Here is a 26,022-nt window from a genome sequence, read left to right as displayed (position 1 = left end):
AGTGGCGGGTGCCGTGCAACAGACAATATTTGTGGCAGCCGGCAGGTGGGCAAGTCTACCCGTTTGTACTTCCCGCGTCAGGCGCTTTGCAAACCGAGGGCGCGACGTTTATAATACACGCCCTGTAATACCGGGCTGTGCTTCTGGCCGCTGATCGCGGCGCCTTCGCTGAATCGTGATCACCATGTCATGACCGGTTTAAGTGCCGCATCGACGGCATTGAGCACATTCAAACCTCATTGATCTCCTTAAGGTGGTGATTGCTTAATGCCTTCCGTCAAAGTACGTGACAACGAACCGTTCGACGTTGCTCTGCGTCGTTTCAAGCGCTCCTGTGAAAAGGCTGGCGTGCTCTCCGAAGTTCGTCGTCGTGAGAGCTACGAAAAGCCCACGGCTGAACGCAAGCGCAAGGCAGCAGCTGCTGTCAAGCGTCATGCGAAGAAGCTGCAGCGCGAGCGCAAGCGCTTCGAGCGGTTGTATTGATCCGTACCTGAGCGTATGCCCAACGCTTCAGCGGGATGCCGAACGGCCGCCATTGGCGGCCGTTCGTTTTTATAGGTAATGATGGGCCAGGCGCCGCCGAAAACGTTACGCCAACGCATGCGCTTGCCCGACAATGCCACACGAGACACCCGATACGCCGGCCATTCCAGACTGAGAGGATGGCGGTGTTGTAACAGGCATGATCACTGACCCCTGAGGTAGTGCAGGACATTATGGCCGGCAGAATTCCTCAACGATTTATCGACGATCTACTGGCGCGAACGGATATCGTTGATGTCATCGGCTCTCGTGTACAGCTCAAAAAGACAGGGCGCAATCATTCGGCGCTTTGTCCGTTTCACCAGGAAAAGTCTCCTTCCTTTACCGTCAGTGCCGACAAGCAGTTTTATCACTGCTTCGGATGCGGCGTCAGCGGCAACGCCCTGCGCTTTATCATGGAATTTGATCGCCTGAACTTTCCCGAGGCAATCGAGGCACTCGCAGGCCGTGCCGGCATGGAAGTGCCGCGTGAAGGAGAAAGTGACGAGCAGCGTCAGCAGGCGCGCGTGCAGGCAAAACGTCAGGAAGAGGCTGTCAATCTGCTGGAGCTGGGGACGCGCTTTTATCAGCAGCAGCTGGCCTCACCGACGGCGCATCAGGCCCATGAGTACCTGTCGCGTCGCGGTCTGAGCGACGATATCGTCAGCCGCTACGCCATCGGCTACGCCCCGCCCGGCTGGGACGCGCTCAAGCGCCATCTTGGTGACAAGGGGGTGGACGAAAATGTTCAGGTCGAATATGGCCTGTTGGTCAAAAAGGAAGAGACCGGCCGCAGTTGGGACCGCTTTCGTGACCGGGTCATTTTTCCCATTCGCGACTGGAAGGGACGAACCATCGGCTTCGGTGGTCGAGTACTGGGGGATGAAAAACCCAAATATCTCAACTCGCCCGAGTCTCCGGTCTTTCACAAGGGGCGTGAACTCTACGGGCTCTACGAGACCCGGGTGCAGTCAAAACGCCCCGAGCGCATGCTCATTGTGGAAGGCTACATGGACGTGGTGGCTCTGGCGCAGCACGGGGTTGATTACGCCGTGGCAACGCTTGGTACGGCGACCACGGAAGAGCATCTTCGCCGCCTGTTTCGCCTGGTGGATGAAGTGGTGTTCTGCTTTGATGGTGACGCAGCCGGCCGGCAGGCGGCACATCGTGCGCTCAATACCGTACTGCCGTTGATGATCGATGGCCGTCAGGCGCGGTTTCTGTTCTTGCCGGAAGGTGAGGACCCGGACTCGTTGATTCGCCAGGAAGGTCGGCAGGCCTTCGAGCAGCGCATCGTGCGTGCCGGTTCGCTGACGGAGTATCTTTTTGATCATGCCGGCGAAGGACGCGATCTGCGCCGTATCGAGGATCGAGAGCGTTTTGCCAGTGCCGTGCTGGAAGGGATCAAGCGCCTGCCGCAGGGGCTTTTAAGATCGCTTTTGATGCGTGAACTCAGCGAGCGCACGGGGCTTGAGCGCGGTACGCTCGAGGAGCTTTCCGAAAGCGATTCACGGCAACCGGGCCAGCCGAGCTCGCACTCGTTGCAGCCGGCCCGGCAGCAGGAAACGCCGCATGAAACCGCGCGGCAGGCACGCTCGACTTCGCAGGTGGCGTCCCGTCGCCAACAGGGTGTTGCCATCCTGAGCACCAGCGGGCGAATCCTGCATTTGATCGTGCACTCGCCGGCACTGGTCGAGGCGTTGCCGGAGGGTGAAGCGTGGTGTCCCGACGATGAGGACGGACAGCTTCTGCTGGAAGTCGTCAGGCTGGTGCGTGCCGGCGGCTATCGCTCGTCGCAGGTGCTGCTGGCGCATTTTCATGGCAGTAGTCACGGCAGTCGACTGCTGGCGCTTTTGCAGCGTGAGCCGCTGATACCCGTGACGCTGCGTCATCGGGAGGTAGAGGTTCTGGTGGCGCATTTTGAGCAGCAACGCCAGCGCTTGAGTCCGGAGCGCGAGCTTGAAGCACTGCAGACCCGCGAGCGCAGCGGCGAAAAACTCACGCGTGAAGAGGCGGGTCGGCTATGGCAGCTGGTCTGCGAGATCAAGCGCTGAAAGCCCTGTTGCGGGGTTGAAACAGGTGTTTATTCCCCTCATCTAGTAGGGATATAACGAGAGGCGCTGCAACGCTTGTAGCGTCTGAATCAATACACAGGATTGGTGAGAAGCGTCAGCCGTCTGCTGTCGGCTCCCTGCTGGTCTATACTGGATTGCCTGGCATGCCTTTTGGCATGAGCCAGGCGCTTCACTCTTCTTCGAGATAGGTTTCTATGGCTGGAAATACACCGCAGTCACGTCTGAAGGAGTTGATCGCGCGAGGCAAGGAACAGGGGTTTCTTACCTATGCCGAGGTCAACGACCATCTGCCTGAGGATATTGCAGATCCCGATCAGGTAGAAGACATCATCAGCATGATCAACGACATGGGTATCAACGTCGTTGAAGAAGCGCCCGATGAAGACACGCTGATGATGTCGGATCAGTCTGCTGACGAATCCGCCGCCGAAGAAGCTGTCGCAGCGCTGGCGGCCGTTGAAAGTGACGTTGGTCGCACGACTGATCCGGTACGCATGTATATGCGTGAAATGGGCACCGTGGAACTTCTCACGCGTGAAGGCGAAATCGAGATCGCCAAGCGTATCGAGGAGGGCACACGCGAGGTCATGTCGGCGCTGTCCAGTCTGCCGGGATCGGTCGACTCCATCCTTGAAGCCTACGATGCCACTCAGGATGAAGAGGCGCCGGGTCGTCTATCGGATCTGTTCTCCGGCTTTATCGACCCCGACGAAGGCGTTCCGGGCGTGGCCGAAGTTGAAGAGCCCGCACCTGAAATCGTCGCTGATGACGCCGAAGACAGCGACAGCGATGAGGACAGCGACGAGGACAGCGACGAGGAGGACGATACAGCCTCTGAAGGCGGTCCGGACCCCGAACTGGCACGCGTTCGCTTCGAGCAGATTCGTGAGCAAAACGAGAAGACCAAGGCAGCGATCGAGGCACACGGCCTGTCGTCTTCCGAGGCTCGCAGCGAGCAGGCGCGTCTGGCAGAGCTGTTCTCGCCGATCAAGCTGGTGCCGCGTCATTTCGAACGACTGGTCGGTCAGCTGCGTCTGAGCGTCGGTCAGATTCGAGAGCAGGAAAAGACCATCATGCAGCTGTGCGTCAAGCGCGGCAAGGTGCCCCGCAAGGCGTTTATCGCTTCCTTCCCGGGTCGTGAATCCGACTCGAGCTGGATCGATGATTTCATTGCTCGCAACAGCAAGCATGCCGGCAACATCGAGCCGCTGCGCTCCGATATCGAGCGGGCTCAGCGCAAGATTGCCTTTGAAGAAGAGCTGGCCATGCTGCCGGTCTCCGAGCTCAAGGACATCAATCGTCGTCTGTCGATCGGTGAAGCCAAGGCGCGTCGTGCCAAAAAGGAAATGGTCGAAGCCAACCTGCGACTGGTGATCTCGATTGCCAAGAAGTATACCAATCGCGGTCTGCAGTTCCTGGATTTGATTCAGGAAGGCAACATCGGCCTGATGAAGGCCGTCGACAAGTTCGAATATCGTCGCGGCTACAAGTTCTCGACCTATGCCACCTGGTGGATTCGTCAGGCGATCACACGCTCGATTGCCGACCAGGCGCGAACCATCCGTATTCCGGTCCACATGATCGAAACGATCAACAAGCTCAATCGCGTCTCGCGTCAGATGCTTCAGGAAATGGGTCGTGAGCCCACGCCCGAAGAGCTGGGCGAGCGTCTGGAGATGCCGGAAGACAAGGTGCGCAAGGTCCTCAAGATCGCCAAGGAGCCGATCTCGATGGAAACACCCATCGGTGACGACGATGACTCGCACCTGGGTGATTTCATCGAGGACTCCACCATGGTGTCGCCAATCGACTCGGCCACCGGTGAAGGACTTATCGAAGCCACGCGCAACGTGCTGGGCGGCCTGACCGCTCGCGAAGCGAAGGTGCTGCGCATGCGCTTCGGGATCGACATGAACACGGACCACACGCTTGAAGAAGTGGGCAAGCAGTTTGATGTCACCCGTGAGCGTATTCGCCAGATCGAGGCCAAGGCGCTGCGCAAGCTGCGCCATCCGTCGCGCTCCGAGTCCCTGCGCTCTTTCATCGACGAATAAGCGACCATCGTTGTTCGTACCCACGCCCGCTTCCTTTCGGAAGCGGGCGTTTTTCGTTTTATGGGCAAGGGCACTCCGGCTCAGGGAGCGCGTTCGAATTCGGCGCAGATCCAGTCGTGCACGGCACGAATTCGTGGATCGTCCAGTGCGCCGAAGGCGTGCACGATCGCGTAATGGCGACCCGTATTAACCCGTTGGGTTAAAGGCGCCACCAGCTCGCCACTGCTCAGCTCGTCACGCAGCAGGGTCTGGCGTGCGATGGCAATACCCATGCCGGCACGCGCGGCCTCCATGGTCAAATCGTGCCGGTTGAAGCTGTATCCCCGCTGGATGCCGGCCGTATCCGCGCCGATGGCGCTGAGATAGTGGTGCCACTCGCCGTGCGCGCTGCTGCCTCGCCACGCCGTCACATCATGCAAAAGCGGATAGTGCGCGAGCCTGTCAGGATGATTCAGCGCCGGGCGATGGCTGAAAAGGGCGGGCGCGCAGACCGGGAAAATGACCTCCTCCATCAATAGCGTTGACGCCATGCCCGGGTAGTGGTCGTCGCCCAGATCAATCGCCAGATCGAAGTTTTCCTCCGTAAGTGCCCGGTCACTGTCTTCGGCGTGAAGATAGATATCCAGCGCCGGAAGCTGGGCCTGCAGGCGCGGCAGGCGCGGCATCAGCCAGCGGGTCAGAAACGACGGTACGCAGCGCAGCACCAGCTCGCCGCTCATCAGCCCGCGGGACAGACGCTTGAGTTCCTGATCGATGCGCCCATGCGCACTGAAGACGGCATCGGCCAGCCGCTCGCCTTCAGCGGTCAGCGACAGCCGTCTGGGATGGCGATGGAAGAGTCGAAACCCGAGTCTCTCTTCCAGCAGACGAATCTGCTGGCTGATGGCGCCGGTGGTCACGTTGAGTTCACCCGCTGCACGGGTAAAGGAGAGATGGCGTGCCGCACAGGCAAAAACATGTAGTCCTGCATGCATGGCGGTATTGGCTGAAGGCATTGAAAGCTCGCGTCAGCGTGGGCCCGATAAACGAGCCGTCCATTGAATGGTTTAGCAGAGCTAAACTCTGGTTGTCTATTTATGCTTTGAAAGGCGGTCCAAGGCAATACATGCTGACGTCATCGCGCAAAGATCCAAGAATGGTTTAGCGCTCCTTACACCGATCATGGGGTGACAGCATGCCTATCAGCGTCTTCGAATTGTTCAATATCGGCATTGGCCCGTCCAGCTCTCACACGGTAGGCCCCATGCGTGCGGCCAAATTCTTTCTGGAAGCGCTGGACACCCGGCAAGCCACGTCACGAGTGACCGGTATCGAAATCCATCTTCACGGCTCGCTGTCGGCCACCGGTGTCGGCCATGGCACTGACCGTGCCGTCATCATGGGTCTGATGGGGGAGCTGCCCGCCACGATCGACCCGGACATTATCGACCCTGCCATTGATGACCTGCTGGAGTCGCAGGTATTGCGTCTGGGGGGGCGGGTCAGCGTGCCGTTTTTGTGGGAGCGGGACTTTTACTGGTCCAACGATCCGCTGCCGCGTCACCCCAACGCCATGACGCTGGTGGCCTCACTTCGTGATGGCAGCAACATCACGCAGACCTGGTATTCGGTGGGTGGCGGTTTTGTCATCAACGCCGCCGATGAGGAGTCGCCCGATACCGCGCCCGGCGTCGCGCTGCCGTTTGATTTTGACAGTGCCGATGAGCTGCTGAGAATCTGCAAGCGCGAAAACAAGAGCATTGCCCAGGTCATGATGGCCAACGAGCTTGTCTGGCGCAGTGAAGAAGAGGTTCGTCAGGAGCTCTTCACGATCTGGCAGGCCATGCAGGCCTGTATCGCCAAAGGGCTTGAGCAGACCGGTGTGCTGCCCGGCGGACTGAACGTCAAACGTCGCGCTTCGGGGCTGCTGGCCCGGCTGGAGCGCGCCGAGCAGAACCTGATCGCCACCACGTTCTCGGCGATGGACTGGGTCAATCTGTTTGCTCTGGCGGTTAATGAAGAAAACGCCGCCGGTGGGCGCATGGTGACCGCGCCGACCAATGGCGCCGCCGGCATTATCCCGGCCGTACTGGGCTACTGGATGAAGTTTGAAGAAACGGCCTGTGAGCGCGGCGTCGTGGACTTTTTGCTGACAGCCGGTGCCATCGGCATCCTGTGCAAGAAAAACGCTTCGATCTCGGGCGCCGAGGTTGGATGTCAGGGTGAGGTCGGCTCGGCCTGCGCCATGGCGGCGGCCGGACTGTGTCAGGTCATGGGCGGCACGCCCGAGCAGGTGGAAAATGCCGCCGAGATCGGCCTTGAGCACAATCTGGGTCTGACCTGCGACCCGGTCGGCGGTCTGGTGCAGGTGCCGTGCATCGAGCGCAATGCCATTGCCTCGGTCAAGGCTATCAACGCCGCGCAGTTTGCCCTCAACGGCGATGGCACTCACTTCATCTCGCTGGACCATGCTATTCGTACCATGCGTGATACGGGGCGAGACATGCAGAGCAAGTACAAGGAAACCTCGCTGGGCGGGCTTGCCGTCAACTACGGTCTGGCCGTCAATGCCATCGAGTGTTGAGCCTGTGGTCGGGTCATGTGGACGAGCTCATGACCCGATCAAAAGCATCAGGGCATAAGCGGCCACTCCGGCTGTCACCGGCAGTCCGAGTGTCCGCGTCCGATACCAGATGGAAAGCGTCACGAAACTCCCCGCCATCGTGGCAGCCCAGCCGGCGACATTAGCCGGTTGAGGCATCAACGACAATCCCAGAAGTGCTGCAATCATCAACGGTGCCAGTATGCCGGGCCATGCCGGAATGGCCGCTTCGCGGTCGACGCTTGCGACACGGCGTAGCCGCCGCTGCATCCAGTACAGCGGCACCCCTCGAATCAGCAGTGTCCCGATGGCCGTCACCCCTGCGGCCAGCCAGATGTCATTGTTCATGATGGCGCCTCGCTCGCTTTACTCGACAAGAGATAAAAGCACAGTGCGCCGAGCGCGGCGGCCAGTGGTACGGCGATATGGGTCATGTCCAGCACGGCAAGTATCAGAGCACAAAGGGCACTTGCCAGCAGTGCAATGAACCAGCGCATCGATGTGCATCGTGGCGCCAGCAGCACCAGAAACAGCGCCGGCAGCGAAAAGGAGAGCGCGCTGGCCAGCAACGGCCATTGCTCGATCAGCTGCTCGCCGGCAAGACCACCCAGAAGCGTTGCGCCGCCCCAGCCTGTCCAGGCCACTAAAGCGGTGCTGGTAAACCAGTGCATGCGATCCTTGTCGGCCATCAGCGGCAGACGATAGTGCGCCAGAACAAAAACCTGATCGGTCAGGCCATGCATCAGCCAGGGCCATCGACGGCTCTGCGACACAAGCGGTGCCAGCGAGATGGAATAAACAAGATGGCGCGCGTTGATCAAAAGTGTCATGACCACCGTCAGCCATAGCGGCGCCCCGCTCGCAATCATGCCCACAAACAGAAACTGTGACGCGCCGGCGTAGATCAGAAGCGATAGCGCCGTGGCTTCAAAAGCGCTGAACCCGGTCTGGCCGGCAATCAGGCCAAAGGATAGCGCTACCGGTAGATAGCCGCTTAAAAGCGGCAGCGCATCGCGCGTGCCCGTTCGCCAGACCGAAACACTCATTCAGGGCCCTCATCAGCATAAAAGATAGTGACCAGCGCCGTGGCGCCCTGGTGGCCCGCCAGGTAGGCGTGGGGCCTGTCCGCTGCAAACTGATGTACTTGTTGCGCTTGAAGCGATACAAGGCCGCCTTCAGCGCCAGCCTGCAGGCTGCCGGCCACGACCTGAAGCGTTTCACGCGTGCCCCGGGCGTGCGCGGTAGCGTGGCGCTGCGCCTCGGGGGCGAGCGTCATTAGATAGATATCCACGGGCAGGGCGCCATGATGGCGGTCGAGTAGGGTTACCGAGATATCGTCATCGGTCATGGTGGACTGGGCGGAGGCGATCAATGTGCTGAAAGGCACCTCCAGCTGCCGCGCCAGACGCCAGAGGGTGTCGAGCGTTGGGTTGCCCTTGCCCTGCTCAAGACGTGACAGGCTGGATTTGGCAAGGCCCGCTTTTTCGGCCAGCGCGCTCAGTGACCACCCCGCGCGCTGTCGCAGGGTGATAATACGTTGTCCGAGACATTTCAGTGCGTCGTCGTTCATAAGAATCGTCATGTTGTTCGATATATGAAACGTTCTATATATTGAACGATAGACTGTCAACCCATCGGGTTTGAAGGCATGGTTTGATCGAACGCATTGATGCGGATGACTGGAGACTTATGAAGGGATTGTCACGCCAGTGACATAGTGGTGTAGGATCGTACTTATCGTTTCGTCTCGACTCGTGGGGAGTTTCGTGTTATGCGCCAACCCATGGTGTTACGTCTTCATGCCTCCGGTATTCCAATCGACTGGTTAACGCTTGAAGAAGCTGCTGTTTTGATGTCGCGCGCCAGCGAAGGCGGGGTAGTCTGGTCGGACGGTGAGGCCGCCTATCGGCTGCACGGCGGTACCAGCTCGCTGACCGGGCAACAGTCCTTTATCGATATCCCTGAAGTGATCGGCGTGTCGCCGCCCGTCAATGCCATGCTTGCGTTTGAACATACCGGCTTCAACCGGGTGCTGTGCAAGCATCGTGAAGGCCTTTGCTGCGCCTATTGCGGCGTGACGGTGACCCGGCAGGCACTGACGATCGATCATATCCTGCCACGCTCGCGCGGCGGCCGGCTTTCGATGCTCAATGCGGTGGCCTGCTGTCAGCGCTGTAATAGTCTCAAGGGCAACCGCACACCGGAAGAGGCGGGCATGGCGCTGCTTTTAAAACCCTTTGTACCCACCATGGCAGAAGTGCTTTACATGATGCGCCCCAGAGCCATGACTGCCCGACAGCTCTGGTATCTGAAGTGTCAGTTCAGGAATGCGCCGCTTCGGGCCTATCTGAAGGAGGCGCTGGCGGCATAACGAGCATTGATGCTCAGTAATGCATTAGATTTGCCATGCGCTCACTCAACAGTTTGCCCCCCAGCCTGACCTGCGAGGGGGCAATCGGCACGAAACGCTCATTTTTCCAGAGCGCGCTGCGGTGTTCATCGAAGGTGACAATGGGGGTGAGGTCGCTACGCTGTGTCTGCGGCAGAATCAGCATGGTCAGATTGTCGAGTATCAGATAGCGCCCATCATCGGTTTGATAACGCAAAACGGCATGATAGGTCGGTGTCAGCGCGTCCCTTGCGGCCAGAAAGTCGAGCCGTTGCACCGCCACGCCGGCATCTCGCAGTATCTGATACTTGGCGATGGCGAAGTCTTCGCAGTCGCCATAACCTTCGCGCGTCAGTCGATCAAAGCCTTTCCAGAGGTCCGTGTCTTCTTCCTGCTGGCGCGCTGCGTTGTTGATCACTCGATTGACATACTGAAGCTGTGACAGGCCCTGGAGCTGACGGACCTGCTGAACCAGTTCGGCTCTCGACTGGGTGACGGCCGTTTCAGCGGTGTCGTCCCACCAGGTAAAGGTTTTCGCCGACACGGTGAAGGAGGCCGTAAGACAGCAGGTCATCAAAACAGCGGCAAGACGTTTATGCATGGATGGCTACCAACAGGGGCATGGGCTGGCAAGTGACAATACCCCTATAATGGCGCCCGTCGATGGCAGGTCATGGCATGATCAGGCCCCTCCAAAGGGGCCATTTTGTCCTTATCGGCTTGAAATGCCTTCGACGCCCTCCAGCGCCGAGTCGCTTTCCCCGGCCTTGCCAATGACACTGAAAGCGCCATCGGTTTCCAGTACCACCGCATGTACCTGCTCGATATCCGCCATGCCCTTTTCACGTACGGCCGCCAGAATTTCCGCTTTCACTACGCGCTCACGCTGCATGGCATCCTCACAGTACTGTCCCTTGAAAAGCAGTAGCGTGGGCTGAGACTTGATGAGTTTGAGTACCCCGCGAGAGCGTACCGAAGTAAAGGTGATCGCAAACTGCAAAAGCACGATCACAATGAAGGCGGTCACGCTCTGAGCAAAGGAGACCTGCGTGGAGGTCAGCGCCGTGGCCAGAATGGAGCCCAGCGCAATGGTGGTGACGAAATCGAACGCGTTCCATTTTGACAGGGTGCGCTTGCCTGAAACGCGCAGGACAATAATCAGCACCAGATAGCTGAGGATGCCGACCACAATCGTATGCATGATAGGGTTCATGAGCTGTACCTTTTAAGCAGAAAACAAGTGAGCCTTCAGGGTAGATGCACGACGCCTTCCATGTCAGACACCTGCCGAAAAATGAAAGTAGTCAAAAAACGCGTCAAAATAACGCAGCCGGAGATGTCGCATGACGGATACACTCTCACCGATACGCTGTCAGTGGGCTCAGGGGCATCCCTTGCTGGCACACTATCATGACCACGAGTGGGGCGTGCCGGAACCCGATGGGCGGGCACTGTGGGAGAAGCTGATACTGGATGGCTTTCAGGCGGGGCTGTCATGGCTCACCGTGCTGAAAAAGCGCGATGCCTTTCGTGAGGCGTTCAAGGGGTTCGATCCCGAGCGCGTTGCCGGCTTCACCGAAAGTGACGTCGAACGCCTGCTCGGCAATGCCGATATCATCCGTTCGCGGGCCAAGATCGAGGCGGCCATTGGTAACGCCCGGGCATTTCTGCGCATGCAGGATCAGGGTGAGGATTTTGCGCCGTTTTGCTGGTCAATGCTAAACCACCGACCGCTGCAGAACTCGCCTCCGGTGCCAACGCAAACGCCGCTGTCCGTTTGTTTCTCGAAAGCGCTCAAGGCAAGGGGCTTCAGGTTTGCAGGGCCCACCATCGTGTATGCCTGGATGCAGGCCACGGGAATGGTCAACGACCATGCCCCTGACTGTCACCGGCGTCGGGCCGTGGCGGCCATGGGCCATACAGCCGTTGCGCCTCGGGAATGATGGTTTTATCCAGGGTGCCGGCCGACACGAGTCGGCCGGCGGCTCCTTTTAAGATTGAAGGTTTATTGTCCGAACAAGCCTGAACAATCAGGCAATGTGTTCGTGAATGACCGCTTCGGGGAAGTAGCGACGCAGCATGCGGTTTTGAAAGCCATCCACGAAGCTTGAGTTGATGATGATGATGAACCTTTCATAGGGCTGATTGGTATCTTCCTGACGCAGGGGTTTCGCGCCGTGGAAGAGGCGATCATCGCGCAGGTGAAGCACGTCGCCGGGCACCATGACCTGGTCGGCCACCAGCTCCTGACCCGCGCGGTCCGCGTAGAGCACGCTTTCTGCGCCGCTGACGTTGTGACGGTCCAGCACCATGATGCTCAGATAGCGGCAACCGTCGGCATGAATGCCCTGGCCCTGCAGCGGATCGAGTTCACCCGAGCCTCTGACACCGGTGATCTGCATCAGGATCGGCTCGTTGGCGCCAAGCCCCCAGAGCCCGGCCCAGGCTTCTACAAAGCCGCGAACATCGGGTCGGTCCAGAAAGTCCTGCTCCAGTGCCGGATACCAGCGCAACTTGTCCGCCATGCTGTCGGCGTCGTTGTACTGTCCGCCCTGCGCCATGGGGCACTCGCCCAGGCTTTTCATCTGCCCGTGCTCGTCAAGCGCAAGCCAGGACATGCGCTTCCAGCGACGATCCACGTAAGGGTCCCGGGGGATATCCCGGGTGAAGGTCTGCCAGGCGCCCAGATCGATCCGGTCACGAACATGGGTGAAACACCAGTCCTGTTCGGCAAGGGTGGTGGGAACGTTTTGCTGCCAAAAGGACTGTGCATTGGTAGTGGTCATCTTGTAACTCCTGAAAGGACAATGGATTGCGCCGAATGTCGGCATTTGCCGACACCCGACAGGCAAATGTTATGAGCTTTCAGAAAGTGTTTGATGATCGTGTGCGGTCGTGAACCGGAAATCGGGGCTGATATCAGGACACTGGTAACGCCTCAATTATTCCTTGTGACATGGCGTAAGCTGTTATGCTGATAAAAGACGCCAGTATTTTTGACCAGCCGACCCTTAACCCGATCAGATCAGGATTAATCGGAGATGCGCATTTCGCACAAGTACCCGCGCCATGGCCTTGTCCTCTGGAGTGCGGGACTGATATCGGTGCTGGTGATCATGCCTTTCATTGGTGCGCGCAATCTGGCAGTCATTGTTCTGGGTCTGGCGCTGGTGGTGGTTCTGCTGGCCTGGCATCGTACCCGCCTGCGCAATCAGCAGCTCTACCAACAGCTTCACCATCCCGCCAATCGTCTGAGCAGTCATGAACGCCTGCGCTATGATCGAAGTGAGCAGCGCTTTCGGGCGCTGCTTGAAAGTCTGCCGCGTATGGCGGTGCAGGGTTATGACCGAAAAAGACGCGTGATTTACTGGAATGCCGCCAGTACACAGCTTTACGGCTACATGCCCGATGAGGTGATGGGCTGTCGCTTTGAGGAGCTGATTGTCCCTGACAACATGCGCGAGTCGGTCGTGCGTGCCCACCAGAGCTGGATCAATGAAGGCGTGGAAATTCCGGCAAGCGAAATGGAGCTGGTGCACAAGTCAGGGCGCAGCGTGGCGGTGTTTTCTCACCATGTCATGCTCGGCCAGCACACCGACAATCCATTAATGTTCTGCGTCGACGTTGATCTTTCGGTACAAAAGCAGGCGCATCGCGATCTGGAGTTTATCCGGCGCTATGACCCGCTGACGCTTTTGCCCAACAGAGCCGCTTTCATTGCCGAGCTCAACCGGGTACTCGAGGATGACGATCGCCATGGGGCAGCGCTGGCGGTCTTTTTTATCGATATCGAAAATTTTTCCGAGATCAACGACTCGCTGGGATATGACCAGGGCAATCACCTGTTGATCCAGGTGGCCGAGCGGCTGTCCGAGCACTGCTATACCTCTGATCTACTGGCCCGTTTCGGCAACGACGAGTTCGTCATGGCCTGTACTCATCTTGATTCCAGACGCCATGCGCTGCAGCTGATCGACCGGGTCGACAGCATGTTTGAACTGCCTTTTACGCTGGATGGCAAACCCCATCGTATTACGGTCAGCCAGGGCATCAGCCTCTTTCCCGACAACGGTGGGGATGCCCAGTCACTGATCTATGCCGCCAACGTGGCGCGCAATCGGGCCCGAACACCCGGTGAAAGTCGCTTTCAGATATTCAGTCATGAGTTTCATCGTGACCTGATCTATCAGCATGAGCTGCTCAAACGGCTGGAAAACGCCATTGATCAACAGGAGCTGGCCCTGCACTTTCAGCCCCAGATATCGCGCAGCGGGCGCATCGAGAGCATGGAGGCATTGCTGCGCTGGTTTCCTGCCGGGGGCGGCATGGTCTCTCCGGCGGAATTCATTCCGCTGGCCGAGCGCTTCGGGTTGATGGAGCAACTGGGAAACTGGTCCATCGAGGCGCTGTGTCAGCAGCAGGCGCGCTGGAAAGCGCAGGGCCTTCACGGCTACCGCGTGGATATCAACCTTTCAGGTGAACATCTGCACTCCACCGCCATGCTGGAGCGGCTGGAAAAAACCATGCAACGCCATCAGCTTTCCATGCGCGATGTGGGGATTGAAATTACCGAAAACGTATTGGTATGCGCCGATGAGACGGTAAGAGACTATCTGCAAACGCTCTATCATCGCGGCATGAAAATCGCCATCGACGACTTCGGAACCGGTTATTCATCGCTTGCCTATCTTAAGCAGTTCCCCGTCACGTCTCTCAAGATTGATCGTACCTTCGTGATGGATGCCCCCGAGAATCTGCAGGACCGCGCCATTCTGGCCGGTATCGTCTTTATCGGCCATCGGCTGGGTCTTGAGGTCATTGCCGAGGGGGTGGAGACCAGTGAGCAGCTCGAGCTTGTCCATGAGCTCAATGTCGATCTGGTCCAGGGGTTTTACTATTTCCGCTCCATGCGGGCCGAGCGTATTACGCCTTTGCTTGAAACACAGCCGCTGTTTCAGGGCCAGCAGAGGCCACCCCTGAAAGGGCAGACATGACGACAGACCGGTCGGTGGGCAACAAGAACGTCGATCGCTGTCGGCACCAGGTGCCTTTCATATCTGCCATGTCCCGGGCCTGATCAAGGGCCGCGCCGAAAGGCCCTGTTTTAAACAGGGACGCGACCGCGCCGAGCGGTTGTGCCAAATGATGGCCGGCACCGGGGAATACCCCTGTCTTTTCCTCTAAATGATTGATTTTTTACTGTTTGCATAATCCAGGTTAGCGGCATGCAGAAGCGATTCGTCCAACAATAGCGCCTATCTTTGGACGGTAATGCATCAATTATTACTATAATAAGGAATGGCTTTTTAACGCTATTCAGGGGTGCATGCCACGTTGGACAGGGATCGCTGCCTGGTGCGTAACTTCAAATATTACTGTGCGCTTGATGAGACAGAAGCCGAGCTTCTGGCAGCGCTGGAAAAGACGCCTCAGACCGTATCGAATGCCCAGATGCTATGGGAAGAAAACCATCCCGCGGATACCCTGTGTGTTCTCAGCGAAGGCTGGGCGTGTTCATATCGGCTGATGGATGATGGTACCCGCCAGATCCTGCATATCTTTTTGCCGGGAGATCTTGTCGGGCTGAGCGATTTTTCGCCCCGGCGTCATCTGACGTCGGTGGCCATGCTGACAGAAGGGGTGATCTGTCGCTTTCCACTCAAGAGTCTGACAGACATTTTTAAAACGTCGCCGAATCTGACCACGATACTGTTTTCGCTGGCAGGACAGCAGCAGGCCATCATGGCGGAACGGCTGGTCAACATGGGACGACGCAGTGCGCGTGAAAAGGTGGCCCACTTCATCTGCGAAATGCATCTGCGTTTAAGCAGGAGCTCCCCGAACATCACGCACCGATTCAACCTGCCGCTTTCACAGCAGGTGCTGGCCGATGTTCTGGGGCTTTCGGCCGTTCACATCAGCCGTACCTTCTCCGAGCTTCGTGAAGAAGGGCTTTTGTATCGTGAGCGCAATCGAATCGAGATTCCGGACCTGAAGGCCTTTTATGATGTGGCCAACTTTTCGGACATCTATCTCGGCGATAGTCTCGGTGAACTTTTGCGACTGTCCGGAAAGGGCAGTAACGCCCTGCGCTGAAGGGGTGACACGCAAAGCCATCTTGTCCTCAGCTCCCTGAAGCCTTTCGATCAAAAAAAGCATGGTCTGCTCGCTGCAGCCATGCTTTCTTTGTCTGGTATCCGCCAACCCCATTGATGCTCCGACGTTGCCGGGGCAGGCGATTGCGGCCAGAGGTTCGCCATACCTGTCTGATTCTCTCATCGGTTGCTGTTGCCTGCCGGCGTGGCTCACTATACTGCGGCGACAGATTGATATTCGACGCTTGCCGGTATTGGGTGTTGTCTATCGACAGGCATATCAGGCTGTTTTTGACCAGAATGGAAGTGGCTTGTGCCAGTGACAAACCTTCAGTGGAGACCATCATGACGCAGTCCATCGAACAGTTGAGCGCCACCCGAAGCCATGGAGGATGGGTCAAGCGCTTCAGCCATCGCTCGCAGGTGCTTGATTGCGACATGACCTTTGGCATCTTTTTACCTCCGCAGGCAGAACAAGGCCCCGTACCGGTACTCTGGTGGCTGTCCGGACTGACCTGTAACGATGAAAACTTCATGCAAAAGGCCGGTGCCCAGAAAATGGCCGCCAGACTGGGTATGGCCATCGTGTGTCCGGACACCAGTCCGCGAGGCACCGACCTGCCGGGCGAGCATGAAAGTTACGATTTTGGCTCGGGAGCGGGCTTTTATCTTAATGCCGGACAGGCGCCCTGGCGCCGGCACTATCACATGTACGACTACGTGACGGATGAGCTGCCCTCGCTGGTGCGTGAACATTTTCCCATCAGCGAGCGTGAAGCCATCAGCGGCCATTCCATGGGCGGTCACGGCGCGTTGATCTGTGCGCTGAAACAGCCCGGCCGCTATGCCAGTGTCTCGGCCTTTTCACCGGTGGTGAATCCGATGGACTGCCCCTGGGGCGAAAAGGCCTTCAGCCATTATCTGGGCGATGATCGTGCCGAGTGGTCGGATTGGGATGCCTGTGAGTTGGTGCTTGCCGGGGCTTCCAAACAGCCCATGCTTGTCGATCAGGGGGAGAACGATCAGTTTCTGACCGAACAGCTCAAGCCCGATCATCTGGAAAAGGCGTGTCATATTCAGGGCGTCTCGTTGAAGCTGCGTCGTCATGAAGGCTATGACCACAGCTATTTCTTCGTGGCAAGCTTCATCGATGACCACCTGGAATATCACGCGCATCATCTGTTTGCTGATCAGGCGTAACCACGAACGTCACGGTCAGATATCTTCGGGGCTCGCTTGCGAGCCCCGAAGGCTTATGGGCCATCGCCATATTGAGAAAGCATCCCGGGCCGGCGGCGTGTAATCTGTGTTTTAACGATAACCCGGCGACGCCGAGCGATACGGCAAGCGAGCGCCACGGCAGGCAATAAAGGACAAGGGCATTGATCGGACAGCTGCTGCGATGGTGCGTGAAAATCTTTCTGGGAGCCATCGTGCTTTCAATACTGCTGGTCACGCTGTTTCGTTTCGTGCCGCTACCCGGTTCGATGGTCATGCTGGAGCGCAAGGCCGTCTCGCTTATCGATCGCGACCCCATGAGCCTTCAATACCACTGGACGCCGTGGCGTTCGCTGTCCGATCAGGCAAAGCTTGCCGTCATCGCCGCCGAGGATCAGAAGTTTCCCTATCATTACGGGTTTGATCTGGATCAGGTGCATGCCGCGATTCAGGCCTGGAAGCAGGGAAAAAGCCTGCGCGGGGCGAGCACCATCAGCCAGCAGACGGCCAAGAATGTCTTTTTATGGTCGGATCGCAGCTGGCTTCGCAAGGGCCTTGAAGTCTGGTTTACGCTTTTGATCGAACTGATATGGCCCAAGGAGCGCATTCTGGAGGTCTATCTCAACGTTGTGGAGTGGGATCGAGGTGTGTTCGGGCTGGAAGCGGCCGCCCAGCACTATTACGGCATCGGCGCCAGCCAGATCACGGCAGACCAGGCCGCCCGGCTTGCTGCTATCCTGCCCAATCCGCGCGGCTGGAGCCCGACCGCGCCAAGTGCCCGCGTGGCGCAGCGCAGTGCCTGGGTGAGACAGCAAATGAGACAGCTGGGCGGCACACGCTTTTTACAGCGTCTATAGTGGGTTGGGCCGCGGATGTGACGGGGCAGGCAATAAAGCCTTTAAAATTAATTACATGCAGTAACAAAGTCAGTTGAACTTAATTTGTCTTGCGGCGTCATAATGACAGTACGCATGCATTGAAAAGCAAAGGTAAGTCAGGAGGATGTTCATGAAACGTTTTGCCGCAGTTGTTTCCGCATCGCTGGTCGCCACCGGCCTCGCTGCCACGCCAGCACTTGCCGCTCAAGAGCAGCCGGCTCAGGGTGCCCAGGGCCAGCAGCAGTCACAGAATTTCAGCGATGACCAGCTGCAGAACTTTGCCTCTGCTTCTCAGGAAATTGCAGGCATCTCTCAGGATTACACCCAGCAGCTGCAGGGTGCTGACGATGCCGATGCTCAGCAGAGCATCCGCGAAGAGGCCAATCAGAAAATGGTTCAGGCCGTCCAGGACAACGATCTGGAAGTTGAGCAGTTCAACCAGATTGGTCAGGCCGTCCAGAACGATCCTCAGATGATGCAAAAGGTTCAGCAGATGGCGCAGCAACAGCAGTAAGCCTCTCGCCGAACCATGAAGGCCGCTTCCCCGGAAGCGGCTTTTTTTATGCCTGACAATGCGTTTTTACACTCATGGTTAGAGCAAACTGTAATTATCTACTAAAGTCTCACCCCTGGTAACTTAAGACCAGCAAAAGGCTGGTGACATTCAGGGATGAAGACGGACGTATATGACGGATCAAAAGGCCTCCAGCGGTATAGGCTACATACTTTCCATCTGCCTTGTGGCAGCACTGGGTGGCATCCTTTTCGGCTATGACACGGCCGTGATTTCAGGTGCCATCGATTCCATTACTACCTATTTTGATCTATCGCCCACCATGAAGGGCTGGGCAGTATCGAGCGTTGTCATCGGCAGCATTGTTGGTGCGCTGGGGGCCGGGTATCTGGCCAACATCCTAGGGCGTCGCATGACCATGATGACGGCGGCGGTACTGTTTCTGATTTCGGCGCTTGGGTCGGCACTGGCGCCGACCTTCTGGTTTTATATCATCCTTCGATTGGTTGGCGGTGTGGCCGTGGGTATCGCCAGTGTGGTGTCGCCCATGTATATGGGTGAGCTGGCACCGCAACACTGGCGTGGCCGTACGCTGAGCATGTTTCAGCAATCCCTTGTGGTCGGACAGACGATCGTTTTTTTCGTGAACTACTTTATCGCTCGCGATGTGGCCCAGTCCTGGCTTGATAACTACGGCTGGCGCTGGATGCTGGGTTCCGAGGCCATTCCGGCCATCCTTTTTGGGGCGCTGCTTTTTCTGGTTCCCGAGTCGCCGCGCTGGTGCATCATGCACGGTCAGCCAGACCGTGCTCGAAAGATCCTGGCAAAGTTCACGGCCAAAAAGGATATCGACCCGATGGTCGAGGAAGTGCGCAACTCCCTCGATGAGGGCAAATCCTCCGGTCGTCGCGCCATGAATCGCCAGCTTCGCCAGGAAAAGCGCAGCTCGCGCAGTGCACTCAGAAAGCCGGTCATGATGGGCATTGCGCTGGTCGGCATATTTCTATCCGCCGCGCAGCAGCTCTCCGGCATCAATGTGGTGATGTATTACGCTCCGACCGTGCTCTCGGGGGTGACCGACAGCACTGGCAGCGCGCTGTTGCAAACGGGCTATATCGGATTGATCTTCATAGTGGGCAATCTGGCGGGCATGTATCTGATCGACCGCGTCGGACGCGTCCAGCTTCTGACCATCGGTTCACTGGCCTGTATTGTAAGCATGGCCGTGCTGGGGACCGTGTTCTGGTTCGACGTACAGGGGTACACCGCCATGATCGCCATCATGGTGTACGTCACGGGCTATGCCATCTCCTGGGGGTGCTGCAGCTGGGCGCTGCTGTCGGAAATCTTCCCCAACGCCATTCGTGAATCCGGCATGGCGCTTGCCATGGGGGCTCAGTGGACCGCCGGCTTTATCGTCGCGCAGACCTTCCCGATGATGCGCGGCAGCGAGTGGCTCAACGACGTGTTCAACGGTGCCTTCCCGTTCTGGCTCTTTGGCGTCATTACGCTTGGCAGCCTGTTCATCGTCTGGCGCTTTGTACCGGAGACGAAGGGCGTGCCGCTGGAGTCCATGGAAACCCTCATGGGCGAAAAATTCCGTCAGGGGCGGGTCAAAAACTTCTCGCAGTATAGTGAAGAGCAGGGCCAAACGGCCTGATCCGTACTCATGATGCGATAAAAAGGGCCCCACTTTGGTGGGGCCCTTTTTCGTATTGAAAAAACGTTATTCAGGGCGCTAGATGACCCACATCAGCATCAGGGGCAGATAGATAAAGGAGGTCAGCGTCGAGCACATGACCAGGCTTGCCACAAACTCGGGGGAGCGGCCGGCCTTTTGGGCGAAAAGATAGTTATAGACGGCAATCGGCATGCACATCATGACCATCAAAATACCGCGCGTTTCTTCATTGAGTCCCAGCAAAAGCCCCACACCCTGAGCGATCAGCCCGGCAACGACCACCCGGCCGAGGGCGAAGGCCAGACCGGCCGACAGGTTGCGGGCGCGAATACTGGCCAGCGCCACCCCGAGCGTGATCAGCATGATGGGAATGGTCATGCCTGCCAGAAGTTCGATGCTGTTGGCCATCCACGCCGGCAGCGTAATCTGATAAGCCATCAGCACAATGGCAATGATGCTGGCATGAATGGTGGGGTTGGTCAGCATGCTTTTGACCGGGCGCGAACTGCTGGTAATGCTGCCCACCACGAACTGGGCGATGGAAACAATGACAAACACGGCAATGGCCAGCGAAAACCCCTGGCCCTCACCAAAGGCATACATCGCCAGCGGCAGACCCATATTGCCGGTATTGGGGAACAGCACCGGCGGAAGAATGACTTTCCAGTGAATGCGAGAGACGCGTGAGACGACAAGCCCGACCAACAGCAGCGCCAGCAGACACAGCAGCGTGGCGCCGGCCATGCGCGAAAATGCCGAGAGCTCGACATGGGTGTCCGACAGGGCGTTGATGATCAGGCACGGCGTGCCCACGTTGAAAACCAGTTTGGTGACAAAGCCTGTCGGGTAGGGCTGTCGAAAGCGCACCCAGAAATAGCCGACGCCGGCACCGATCATGATGGGCATCATGACCGCCAGAAGTTGAGCAAACATGAGAAACCTTGAGGGCAGGGAGATCGTTAGACGATAGTCTATATATTCTCCCGGCATTCTACCGTTGCTTGCAAGTCATCCCGAGTATGAAAAGCTCTGGTATCAAAACCTGTCGGGCAACGCAATGGTCCGGCCACGGCGGGTGGCAAGTCGGCTGTCCTGACCGAGCTGCTGCGCACCGTGGCGGGCATGGCTGATCAGACCGGTGATCAGGACCCGCTCGGGCATGTGACGCCAGAAGCGCGACGGCATGCAGCGCACCATTGTTTTTTCATTAAGACGGGCCGGGTTAAAGGTGCTGGCGTAGTAGGCAAGCCAGAGATCCTCGGCGTCCTCTGTCATTTCTGCCAGCGCCTGATAATCCTGCACGGTAAAGGCGCCGGATTCGGGGCATTCGATATGCCACTGCCGGCCATCGCAGACGATGGTGCCCTCGGGCGTCATGATCAGCCAGCGGTGCTGCCCCATCCGATCGATGAAGTGTCGGGCGGCGGCCTCCAGCACATCGTGGCGGGGCTCAAACCAGGCAATGAACTCGGGCGCATGCTGTTGTTCGGTGTTGGCAGGCTGTGGGTGAAAGCGTAAAAAGGCGTGAATGTGATGCACTTCATGATTGACGGCCTTGACACGCTGCTCGATGACGGCGCCGTCGCGGTCACCGGCCAGCAGCGCTTCGCCTTCTCCCTGCGCCAGTCGCCAGACCACGCGATAAAGCAGTGCCCAGCGACACTCCTGATGATGCGACGGCCAATAATGTGACGCGCACTCGAGTCGACGCAGATCCTGTCTTGAAAGCTTCAGCGCCAGCGGGTCCTCGCCGGATGGCGGCAGGTCCGTATCATTGCTGGCAAACAGATCACCTGCCGATGCCTCGCTTTGCCAGAGCACTTCTCCGGGAGAAACGCGTGCCGCGAGCAATCGGCGCGCATGGTCGCGCCAGCAGGCAAAATCCGCTTGTGTCATGTGGAGGGTGTACATCGTCATCATGGCTCCCTTGAGGCTAGAGCAGCGCCATCTGTGCCGGGGCAGACGTCTGCATCTGAGCCAGCAAGGCCTGTCGTTCCAGTCCGGCCTGACGCGGGCGATAATCCTGGGTGGTGATAAAGGGCGCCAGTTTTTTCATCGAACAGCCCAGCCGGGTCAGGTCGGTATAGCGAATGCGGCGTTCACGACGCAGGGTCTCGATGCGCCGCGCGCTGGTGATGCCAATGCCCGGTACCCGAGCAATCATGTACATGTCGGCGCGGTCCAGATCGATGGGAAAGAGCTCACGATGGTTGAGCGCCCAGGCCAGCTTGGGATCGATATCCAGTGACAGATTGCCGGGACCTGCCAGCAGTTCATCGGCGCGAAAGCCGTAGCCGCGAATCAGGAAATCGGCCTGGTAGAGGCGGTGTTCCCGTAAAAGCGGCGGCGCGATCAGCGGTACCGATGACGGACTCTCGGGAATGGGCGAAAAGGCCGAATAGTAAACCCGCTTGAGGCGGTAATCGCCGTACAGCGACTGAACGTTGCCCAGAATGGTGTGGTCGTCGGTGTCGTCAGCTCCCACGATCATCTGGGTGCTTTGTCCGCCTGGGGAGAAGCGCGGCGCTTTGGGTTCGGCAGTCGCCTCGTCCAGGCCGTCACGAATGGTCGACATGGCGTGGCGAATGGTGATGTCGCTTTTTTCGGGCGCCAGCCGGTTCAGGCTCTGGCTTGTGGGCAGCTCGACGTTGACGCTGAGTCGGTCGGCATACAGTCCGGCCTGACGGATCAAATCCGGCGACGCATCGGGAATGGTCTTGAGATGGATATAGCCACGAAACTGATGCTCGACGCGCAGCGTGCGGGCTACCCGGACCAGTGCCTCCATGGTGTAGTCATTGGAACGGATGATACCGGAGCTTAAAAAAAGTCCGCTGATCAGGTTGCGGCGATAGAAATCGAGCGTCAGCCGCACGATTTCATCCACGCTGAAACGCGCTCTGGGCACGTTGCTTGAGCGTCGGTTGATGCAATACTGACAGTCATACAAACAGAAATTGGTCATCAGTATCTTGAGCAGCGCCACACAGCGGCCATCCGGCGTAAAGCTGTGGCAGATACCGTTGCCGTTGGTCGCCCCCAGTCCTTTCTGACCCTTTGACGAGCGTTTGGGCGCGCCGCTGCTGGCGCACGAGGCATCATATTTGGCGGCGTCGGCCAGAACGATCAGCTTGTCGGTGAGCTGCATGGGCGCTCCTTTAACTGTATTTGTATACAGTATAGATGACGAGCGCCAACAACAACTGAATTGCATTCATTCTGTCGGCAGGGGTATGAATGGTGTTATCGGTCTGTAGGCCGAGCGAGGGTCATGAGACACCGGTCATGACGGCGGTCAGTGCATGATCATTCATGTTGGCAAAATCACCGATCAGCCGGGCGCCCGGCTGCCAGGTCTCGCTGAGCATGCAGTTGAGTACCAGCGTGCATTGACCCGGTGAGAGGGTGGGGTCGATCTCTTCGATAAAGGCGTCGTGGAAATAAAAGCGCGTACCGGTCAGGGGGTAGAGCGCCTTGAAAAGGCTCTCCTTGAGCGAGAAGGTCAACGTGATCACGCGTGCGCGCTGCTCAAACGTGAAGGCCTGGATGGCCTGATGCTCGTGCGGGGTCAGAATCGAGGCGGCGAGATAGTCGGCGCGTTCAGGTGTCAGCCAGCGCTCGGCATCCACTCCCACACCCTGATGAATCGGCGCAGTACTGACCAGCGCGGCGGCAAGATCGTGCGCATGGGTAATGGCACCCCGGGCCGGTACCGGCCAGTCGACCCGGCGGTCGGCCAGACCTGGCAGGGCGCTGACATGAATATCGAGTGCGGCGAGGGCGTGACGGGCGCAGACCCTGCCGGCCAGATATTCGGCGCGACGCTTGGTAACAGCGCGGGTGAGGTTCTCCGGCAGCGCCATGTCCCAGGCGGCAAAGGCGCTGTCGTCAAAGCGTTGAACTTCAAAGGAGGTCATGCTCAGTCGCGCCCCGCTGGCCGAAGAGATAAAGGGCCAGCATAAGTGTGGGGGCGCGATGGCATCAGACATGGCAGGCAGCGTTACAGTGACAGCAGACCGACGATGATACCGCCGAAGATCAGCCATTTGACCACGTAGTACAGCGTCTTGTTCTTCTTTTTAAGCCGCTTGCCCGCTTCCCGAACCTTGTAGATGTACTTGAAGGCGCGGTTGAGCCCGCCGGTATGATCGTTTTCATCGTTGGGCGAGGCAGCGGCCGCCATAACGTTGCGACTGAACCAGCGATTGACCGCCGCGGCCCAGCGATACTTCATGGGGCGCTCGATGTCGCAGAACAGAATCAGGCGATTTTGCTCGGTATCGTTCTGGGCGTAGTGGATGAAGGTCTCGTCAAAGAGCACCGCTTCACCGTCGCGCCAGCTGTAGTCGATGCCGTCCACGTTGATGCGGCAACGATCATCGTTGGGCGTGCGCAGCCCCAGGTGGTAGCGAATCGAGCCGGCATAGGGGTCACGATGTTTCATCAGTTTGCTGCCGGCAGGCAGCTCGGCAAACATGGCGGCCTTGACGCCGGGAATGCCGGCCAGAATCTCGGTTGTGCGTGGACAGAGCTGACGGGCTGACTCGTGGCTGTCGCCATACCATTTGAGATAAAAGCGCTTCCAGCCGCGGCGGAAAAACGAGTTGAATCCGGCATCGTCCTTTTTGGCCGAGCCCTTGATGTGGTCTTCAAGCGCCAGAGCCTCGTCGCGAATTTCTTCCCAGCGCGATGTCAGGGCCGCAATGTCCGGAAAGTCCTCGGCGCGATGGTAGGGACGGTCCGGAACCTTCGAAAACAGATACATGAAGCCGTTAATGGGCGCCATGAAACTGGAATGATCCGACAGCTGGCGAAAGGGCTTGTGACGAACACGGCCACGAAAATGCACATAAAGAATACTGGCCACGATCAGGGCCACGATTGTCCATTTGATCATAGCGATCTCTTTTCCGGGATGATCGCCGGTAGGCTCGGCGATGGTATTGGCTTGTCAACTGGCGGCGCAGTCTCGCATGTCCGCGAAAGGGTGTCATTATGGAAGTCTGACGGTCTCATCGAACAGGGTCGATCATGCCTCTGATCGATGCCTCTGTCGATATGATTTGCAGGCTAACGACTTGAAAGCAGCGTCGCAGGGCCTAATGTCAGTATGTGGATATCAAACGTTTACGGCCGCTGGCCGTGAGTTCGTTACCGGACGCTTTCAAGCGTCAACTGACAGGAGGTCACATGATTCCCGATATTGGTCTGGGTACCTATCGACTCAAGGGGCAGGAGGTTATCGATTCGGTGACCACGGCGCTCGAGCTGGGATATCGACATATCGATACCGCGCAGGTGTACGGCAACGAGGCCGAGGTGGGCCAGGCCATCGCTGACAGCGGTGTGGCGCGCGACGAGATCTTTTTGACCACCAAGATCTGGACGGATCGCTTCCATCACGACGATCTGATCAAAAGCCTTGAAGAGAGTCTGGAAAGGCTTGGCACCGATTATGTGGATCTGGTGTTGCTGCATTGGCCCTCGCCGGATAATGAAGTGCCGGTGGCCGAGTCCATCGGCGCACTGGCCGAGGCAAAATCACGCGGCCTGACCCGTAACATCGGTGTTTCCAACTTCACCATGGCCCAGCTGGATGAGGCGCTCGGGGTTAAAGGGGGCGACCAGATCGTCACCAATCAGATCGAAGTGCATCCCTTTCTGGCCAACAAGGCACTGGTCGAACATTGCAGGGAGAAGGGGGTCAGGGTCACCGGCTATATGCCGCTGGCGGTAGGCAAGGTCATGGAAGATGACACGCTCAAACGTATTGCTGATGACCATGACGTGACACCGGCCCAGATTGCGCTGGCGTGGGTGGCGGCACGCGATATTGTGGTGATTCCTTCCTCGACGAAGCGCGCGCACCAGCAGTCCAATCTGGACGCCATGAAGGTTTCGCTGAGCAATAACGAGATCGAGCGCATCAACGCCCTTGATCGCGGAGAACGCATTGCCAACCCTTCCTTTGCGCCGGTCTGGGATGAGTGATGTCTCTGAACCGAAACCGTCTCA

26 protein-coding genes are annotated in these 26,022 nt (G+C 58.1%); 13 read left to right on the top strand and 13 right to left on the bottom strand.

Annotated elements, in window-relative coordinates; genetic code table 11:
* The first annotated feature begins 267 nt into the window (after window positions 1-267).
* The 3 genes from rpsU to rpoD all read left to right on the top strand — a co-directional run bounded on the left by rpsU (window position 268) and on the right by rpoD (window position 4,651).
* Window positions 268-483: a 30S ribosomal protein S21 gene (gene rpsU / locus ACXMYO_RS08085; RefSeq protein WP_017430978.1), complete on the top strand. Its 216-nt coding sequence runs from the start codon at window positions 268-270 to the stop codon at window positions 481-483.
* A gap of 233 nt (window positions 484-716) precedes the next feature.
* On the top strand, window positions 717-2,576 hold the full coding sequence (gene dnaG, locus ACXMYO_RS08080; RefSeq protein ID WP_457808366.1) for a DNA primase: 1,860 nt from the start codon (window positions 717-719) through the stop codon (window positions 2,574-2,576).
* A gap of 215 nt (window positions 2,577-2,791) precedes the next feature.
* Window positions 2,792-4,651, top strand: coding sequence for an RNA polymerase sigma factor RpoD (gene rpoD / locus ACXMYO_RS08075; protein ID WP_438768129.1), 1,860 nt, complete (start codon window positions 2,792-2,794; stop codon window positions 4,649-4,651).
* Between the two features lie 80 nt (window positions 4,652-4,731).
* Here the strand turns inward: rpoD and ACXMYO_RS08070 are convergent, their stop codons facing one another.
* Window positions 4,732-5,646, bottom strand: a complete 915-nt coding sequence (locus ACXMYO_RS08070) for a LysR substrate-binding domain-containing protein (RefSeq protein ID WP_438768128.1) — start codon at window positions 5,644-5,646, stop codon at window positions 4,732-4,734.
* A 179-nt stretch (window positions 5,647-5,825) separates the two neighbouring features.
* On the opposite strand from ACXMYO_RS08070, the gene ACXMYO_RS08065 reads away from it, so the two are divergent.
* Complete coding sequence (locus ACXMYO_RS08065; RefSeq protein ID WP_457808365.1) at window positions 5,826-7,214, top strand: L-serine ammonia-lyase; 1,389 nt, start codon at window positions 5,826-5,828, stop codon at window positions 7,212-7,214.
* Between the two features lie 27 nt (window positions 7,215-7,241).
* On the opposite strand, the gene ACXMYO_RS08060 is transcribed toward ACXMYO_RS08065, so the two are convergent.
* Genes ACXMYO_RS08060 through ACXMYO_RS08050 form a run of 3 tightly spaced genes read right to left on the bottom strand, consistent with a single transcriptional unit; the run spans window position 7,242 to window position 8,814 of the window.
* Complete coding sequence (locus ACXMYO_RS08060) at window positions 7,242-7,580, bottom strand: AzlD domain-containing protein (RefSeq protein WP_457808364.1); 339 nt, start codon at window positions 7,578-7,580, stop codon at window positions 7,242-7,244.
* On the bottom strand, window positions 7,577-8,278 hold the full coding sequence (locus ACXMYO_RS08055; RefSeq protein ID WP_457808363.1) for an AzlC family ABC transporter permease: 702 nt from the start codon (window positions 8,276-8,278) through the stop codon (window positions 7,577-7,579). The genes ACXMYO_RS08060 and ACXMYO_RS08055 overlap by 4 nt, the downstream gene beginning before the upstream one ends.
* Window positions 8,275-8,814, bottom strand: coding sequence for a helix-turn-helix domain-containing protein (locus ACXMYO_RS08050; protein ID WP_457808362.1), 540 nt, complete (start codon window positions 8,812-8,814; stop codon window positions 8,275-8,277). The genes ACXMYO_RS08055 and ACXMYO_RS08050 overlap by 4 nt, the downstream gene beginning before the upstream one ends.
* Before the next feature lie 189 nt (window positions 8,815-9,003).
* On the opposite strand from ACXMYO_RS08050, the gene ACXMYO_RS08045 reads away from it, so the two are divergent.
* A complete protein-coding gene (locus ACXMYO_RS08045) occupies window positions 9,004-9,603 on the top strand; it encodes an HNH endonuclease (RefSeq protein ID WP_438768118.1) in 600 nt (199 codons plus the stop codon).
* A 13-nt stretch (window positions 9,604-9,616) separates the two neighbouring features.
* On the opposite strand, the gene ACXMYO_RS08040 is transcribed toward ACXMYO_RS08045, so the two are convergent.
* Window positions 9,617-10,222: a transglutaminase-like cysteine peptidase gene (locus ACXMYO_RS08040; protein ID WP_457808361.1), complete on the bottom strand. Its 606-nt coding sequence runs from the start codon at window positions 10,220-10,222 to the stop codon at window positions 9,617-9,619.
* Between the two features lie 111 nt (window positions 10,223-10,333).
* Window positions 10,334-10,822 (bottom strand): YetF domain-containing protein, encoded by a 489-nt coding sequence (locus ACXMYO_RS08035; RefSeq protein ID WP_438768114.1) that lies wholly within the window; start codon window positions 10,820-10,822, stop codon window positions 10,334-10,336.
* A gap of 142 nt (window positions 10,823-10,964) precedes the next feature.
* Between ACXMYO_RS08035 and ACXMYO_RS08030 the strand changes: the two genes are divergently transcribed.
* Window positions 10,965-11,564, top strand: coding sequence for a DNA-3-methyladenine glycosylase I (locus ACXMYO_RS08030; RefSeq protein ID WP_438768112.1), 600 nt, complete (start codon window positions 10,965-10,967; stop codon window positions 11,562-11,564).
* 87 nt (window positions 11,565-11,651) lie between these two features.
* Here ACXMYO_RS08030 and ACXMYO_RS08025 read toward each other — a convergent pair whose 3' ends face one another.
* A complete protein-coding gene (locus ACXMYO_RS08025) occupies window positions 11,652-12,407 on the bottom strand; it encodes a 2OG-Fe dioxygenase family protein (RefSeq protein WP_438768109.1) in 756 nt (251 codons plus the stop codon).
* A gap of 255 nt (window positions 12,408-12,662) precedes the next feature.
* Between ACXMYO_RS08025 and ACXMYO_RS08020 the strand changes: the two genes are divergently transcribed.
* Together ACXMYO_RS08020 and ACXMYO_RS08015 are read left to right on the top strand one after the other, a co-directional pair.
* Window positions 12,663-14,615 carry an EAL domain-containing protein gene (locus ACXMYO_RS08020; protein ID WP_438768107.1) on the top strand — a complete coding sequence of 651 codons (1,953 nt, stop codon included), beginning with the start codon at window positions 12,663-12,665 and terminating at the stop codon, window positions 14,613-14,615.
* Window positions 14,616-14,976: 361 nt separating this feature from the next.
* Window positions 14,977-15,717, top strand: coding sequence for a helix-turn-helix domain-containing protein (locus tag ACXMYO_RS08015; RefSeq protein WP_438768106.1), 741 nt, complete (start codon window positions 14,977-14,979; stop codon window positions 15,715-15,717).
* A 28-nt stretch (window positions 15,718-15,745) separates the two neighbouring features.
* Here ACXMYO_RS08015 and ACXMYO_RS08010 read toward each other — a convergent pair whose 3' ends face one another.
* Window positions 15,746-16,063 carry a hypothetical protein gene (locus ACXMYO_RS08010; protein ID WP_457808360.1) on the bottom strand — a complete coding sequence of 106 codons (318 nt, stop codon included), beginning with the start codon at window positions 16,061-16,063 and terminating at the stop codon, window positions 15,746-15,748.
* Here ACXMYO_RS08010 and fghA point away from each other — a divergent pair.
* The 4 genes from fghA (at window position 16,062) to ACXMYO_RS07990 (ending at window position 19,986) form a co-directional block, all read left to right on the top strand.
* Window positions 16,062-16,916 (top strand): S-formylglutathione hydrolase, encoded by an 855-nt coding sequence (gene fghA, locus ACXMYO_RS08005; protein WP_457808359.1) that lies wholly within the window; start codon window positions 16,062-16,064, stop codon window positions 16,914-16,916. The two genes, ACXMYO_RS08010 and fghA, sit on opposite strands and share 2 nt — an antisense overlap.
* 182 nt (window positions 16,917-17,098) lie before the next feature.
* Window positions 17,099-17,791: a monofunctional biosynthetic peptidoglycan transglycosylase gene (mtgA, locus tag ACXMYO_RS08000; RefSeq protein WP_457808358.1), complete on the top strand. Its 693-nt coding sequence runs from the start codon at window positions 17,099-17,101 to the stop codon at window positions 17,789-17,791.
* Window positions 17,792-17,942: 151 nt separating this feature from the next.
* Complete coding sequence (locus ACXMYO_RS07995) at window positions 17,943-18,326, top strand: DUF4168 domain-containing protein (protein WP_115852726.1); 384 nt, start codon at window positions 17,943-17,945, stop codon at window positions 18,324-18,326.
* A 172-nt stretch (window positions 18,327-18,498) separates the two neighbouring features.
* Window positions 18,499-19,986, top strand: coding sequence for a sugar porter family MFS transporter (locus ACXMYO_RS07990; protein WP_457808357.1), 1,488 nt, complete (start codon window positions 18,499-18,501; stop codon window positions 19,984-19,986).
* 78 nt (window positions 19,987-20,064) lie between these two features.
* Here the strand turns inward: ACXMYO_RS07990 and ACXMYO_RS07985 are convergent, their stop codons facing one another.
* The 5 genes from ACXMYO_RS07985 to lpxO form a co-directional block, all read right to left on the bottom strand.
* A complete protein-coding gene (locus ACXMYO_RS07985; protein ID WP_438768098.1) occupies window positions 20,065-20,940 on the bottom strand; it encodes an AEC family transporter in 876 nt (291 codons plus the stop codon).
* 102 nt (window positions 20,941-21,042) lie between these two features.
* Complete coding sequence (locus tag ACXMYO_RS07980; RefSeq protein ID WP_457808356.1) at window positions 21,043-21,927, bottom strand: TIGR03915 family putative DNA repair protein; 885 nt, start codon at window positions 21,925-21,927, stop codon at window positions 21,043-21,045.
* 13 nt (window positions 21,928-21,940) lie between these two features.
* Window positions 21,941-23,155, bottom strand: a complete 1,215-nt coding sequence (locus ACXMYO_RS07975; protein ID WP_438768094.1) for a putative DNA modification/repair radical SAM protein — start codon at window positions 23,153-23,155, stop codon at window positions 21,941-21,943.
* A 121-nt stretch (window positions 23,156-23,276) separates the two neighbouring features.
* Window positions 23,277-23,924 (bottom strand): 4'-phosphopantetheinyl transferase family protein, encoded by a 648-nt coding sequence (locus ACXMYO_RS07970; protein ID WP_457808355.1) that lies wholly within the window; start codon window positions 23,922-23,924, stop codon window positions 23,277-23,279.
* 83 nt (window positions 23,925-24,007) lie between these two features.
* On the bottom strand, window positions 24,008-24,904 hold the full coding sequence (lpxO, locus tag ACXMYO_RS07965) for a lipid A hydroxylase LpxO (protein ID WP_438768091.1): 897 nt from the start codon (window positions 24,902-24,904) through the stop codon (window positions 24,008-24,010).
* 293 nt (window positions 24,905-25,197) lie between these two features.
* Here lpxO and dkgB point away from each other — a divergent pair, with 293 nt between their 5' ends.
* Window positions 25,198-25,998, top strand: a complete 801-nt coding sequence (gene dkgB, locus ACXMYO_RS07960) for a 2,5-didehydrogluconate reductase DkgB (protein WP_457808354.1) — start codon at window positions 25,198-25,200, stop codon at window positions 25,996-25,998.
* Window positions 25,999-26,022 lie beyond the last annotated feature (24 nt).

It is taken from the genome of Kushneria sp. EE4, assembly GCF_977968315.1.
Note: the sequence above shows the minus strand (reverse complement) of the source record. Positions and strands in the feature narration are given on the sequence as shown.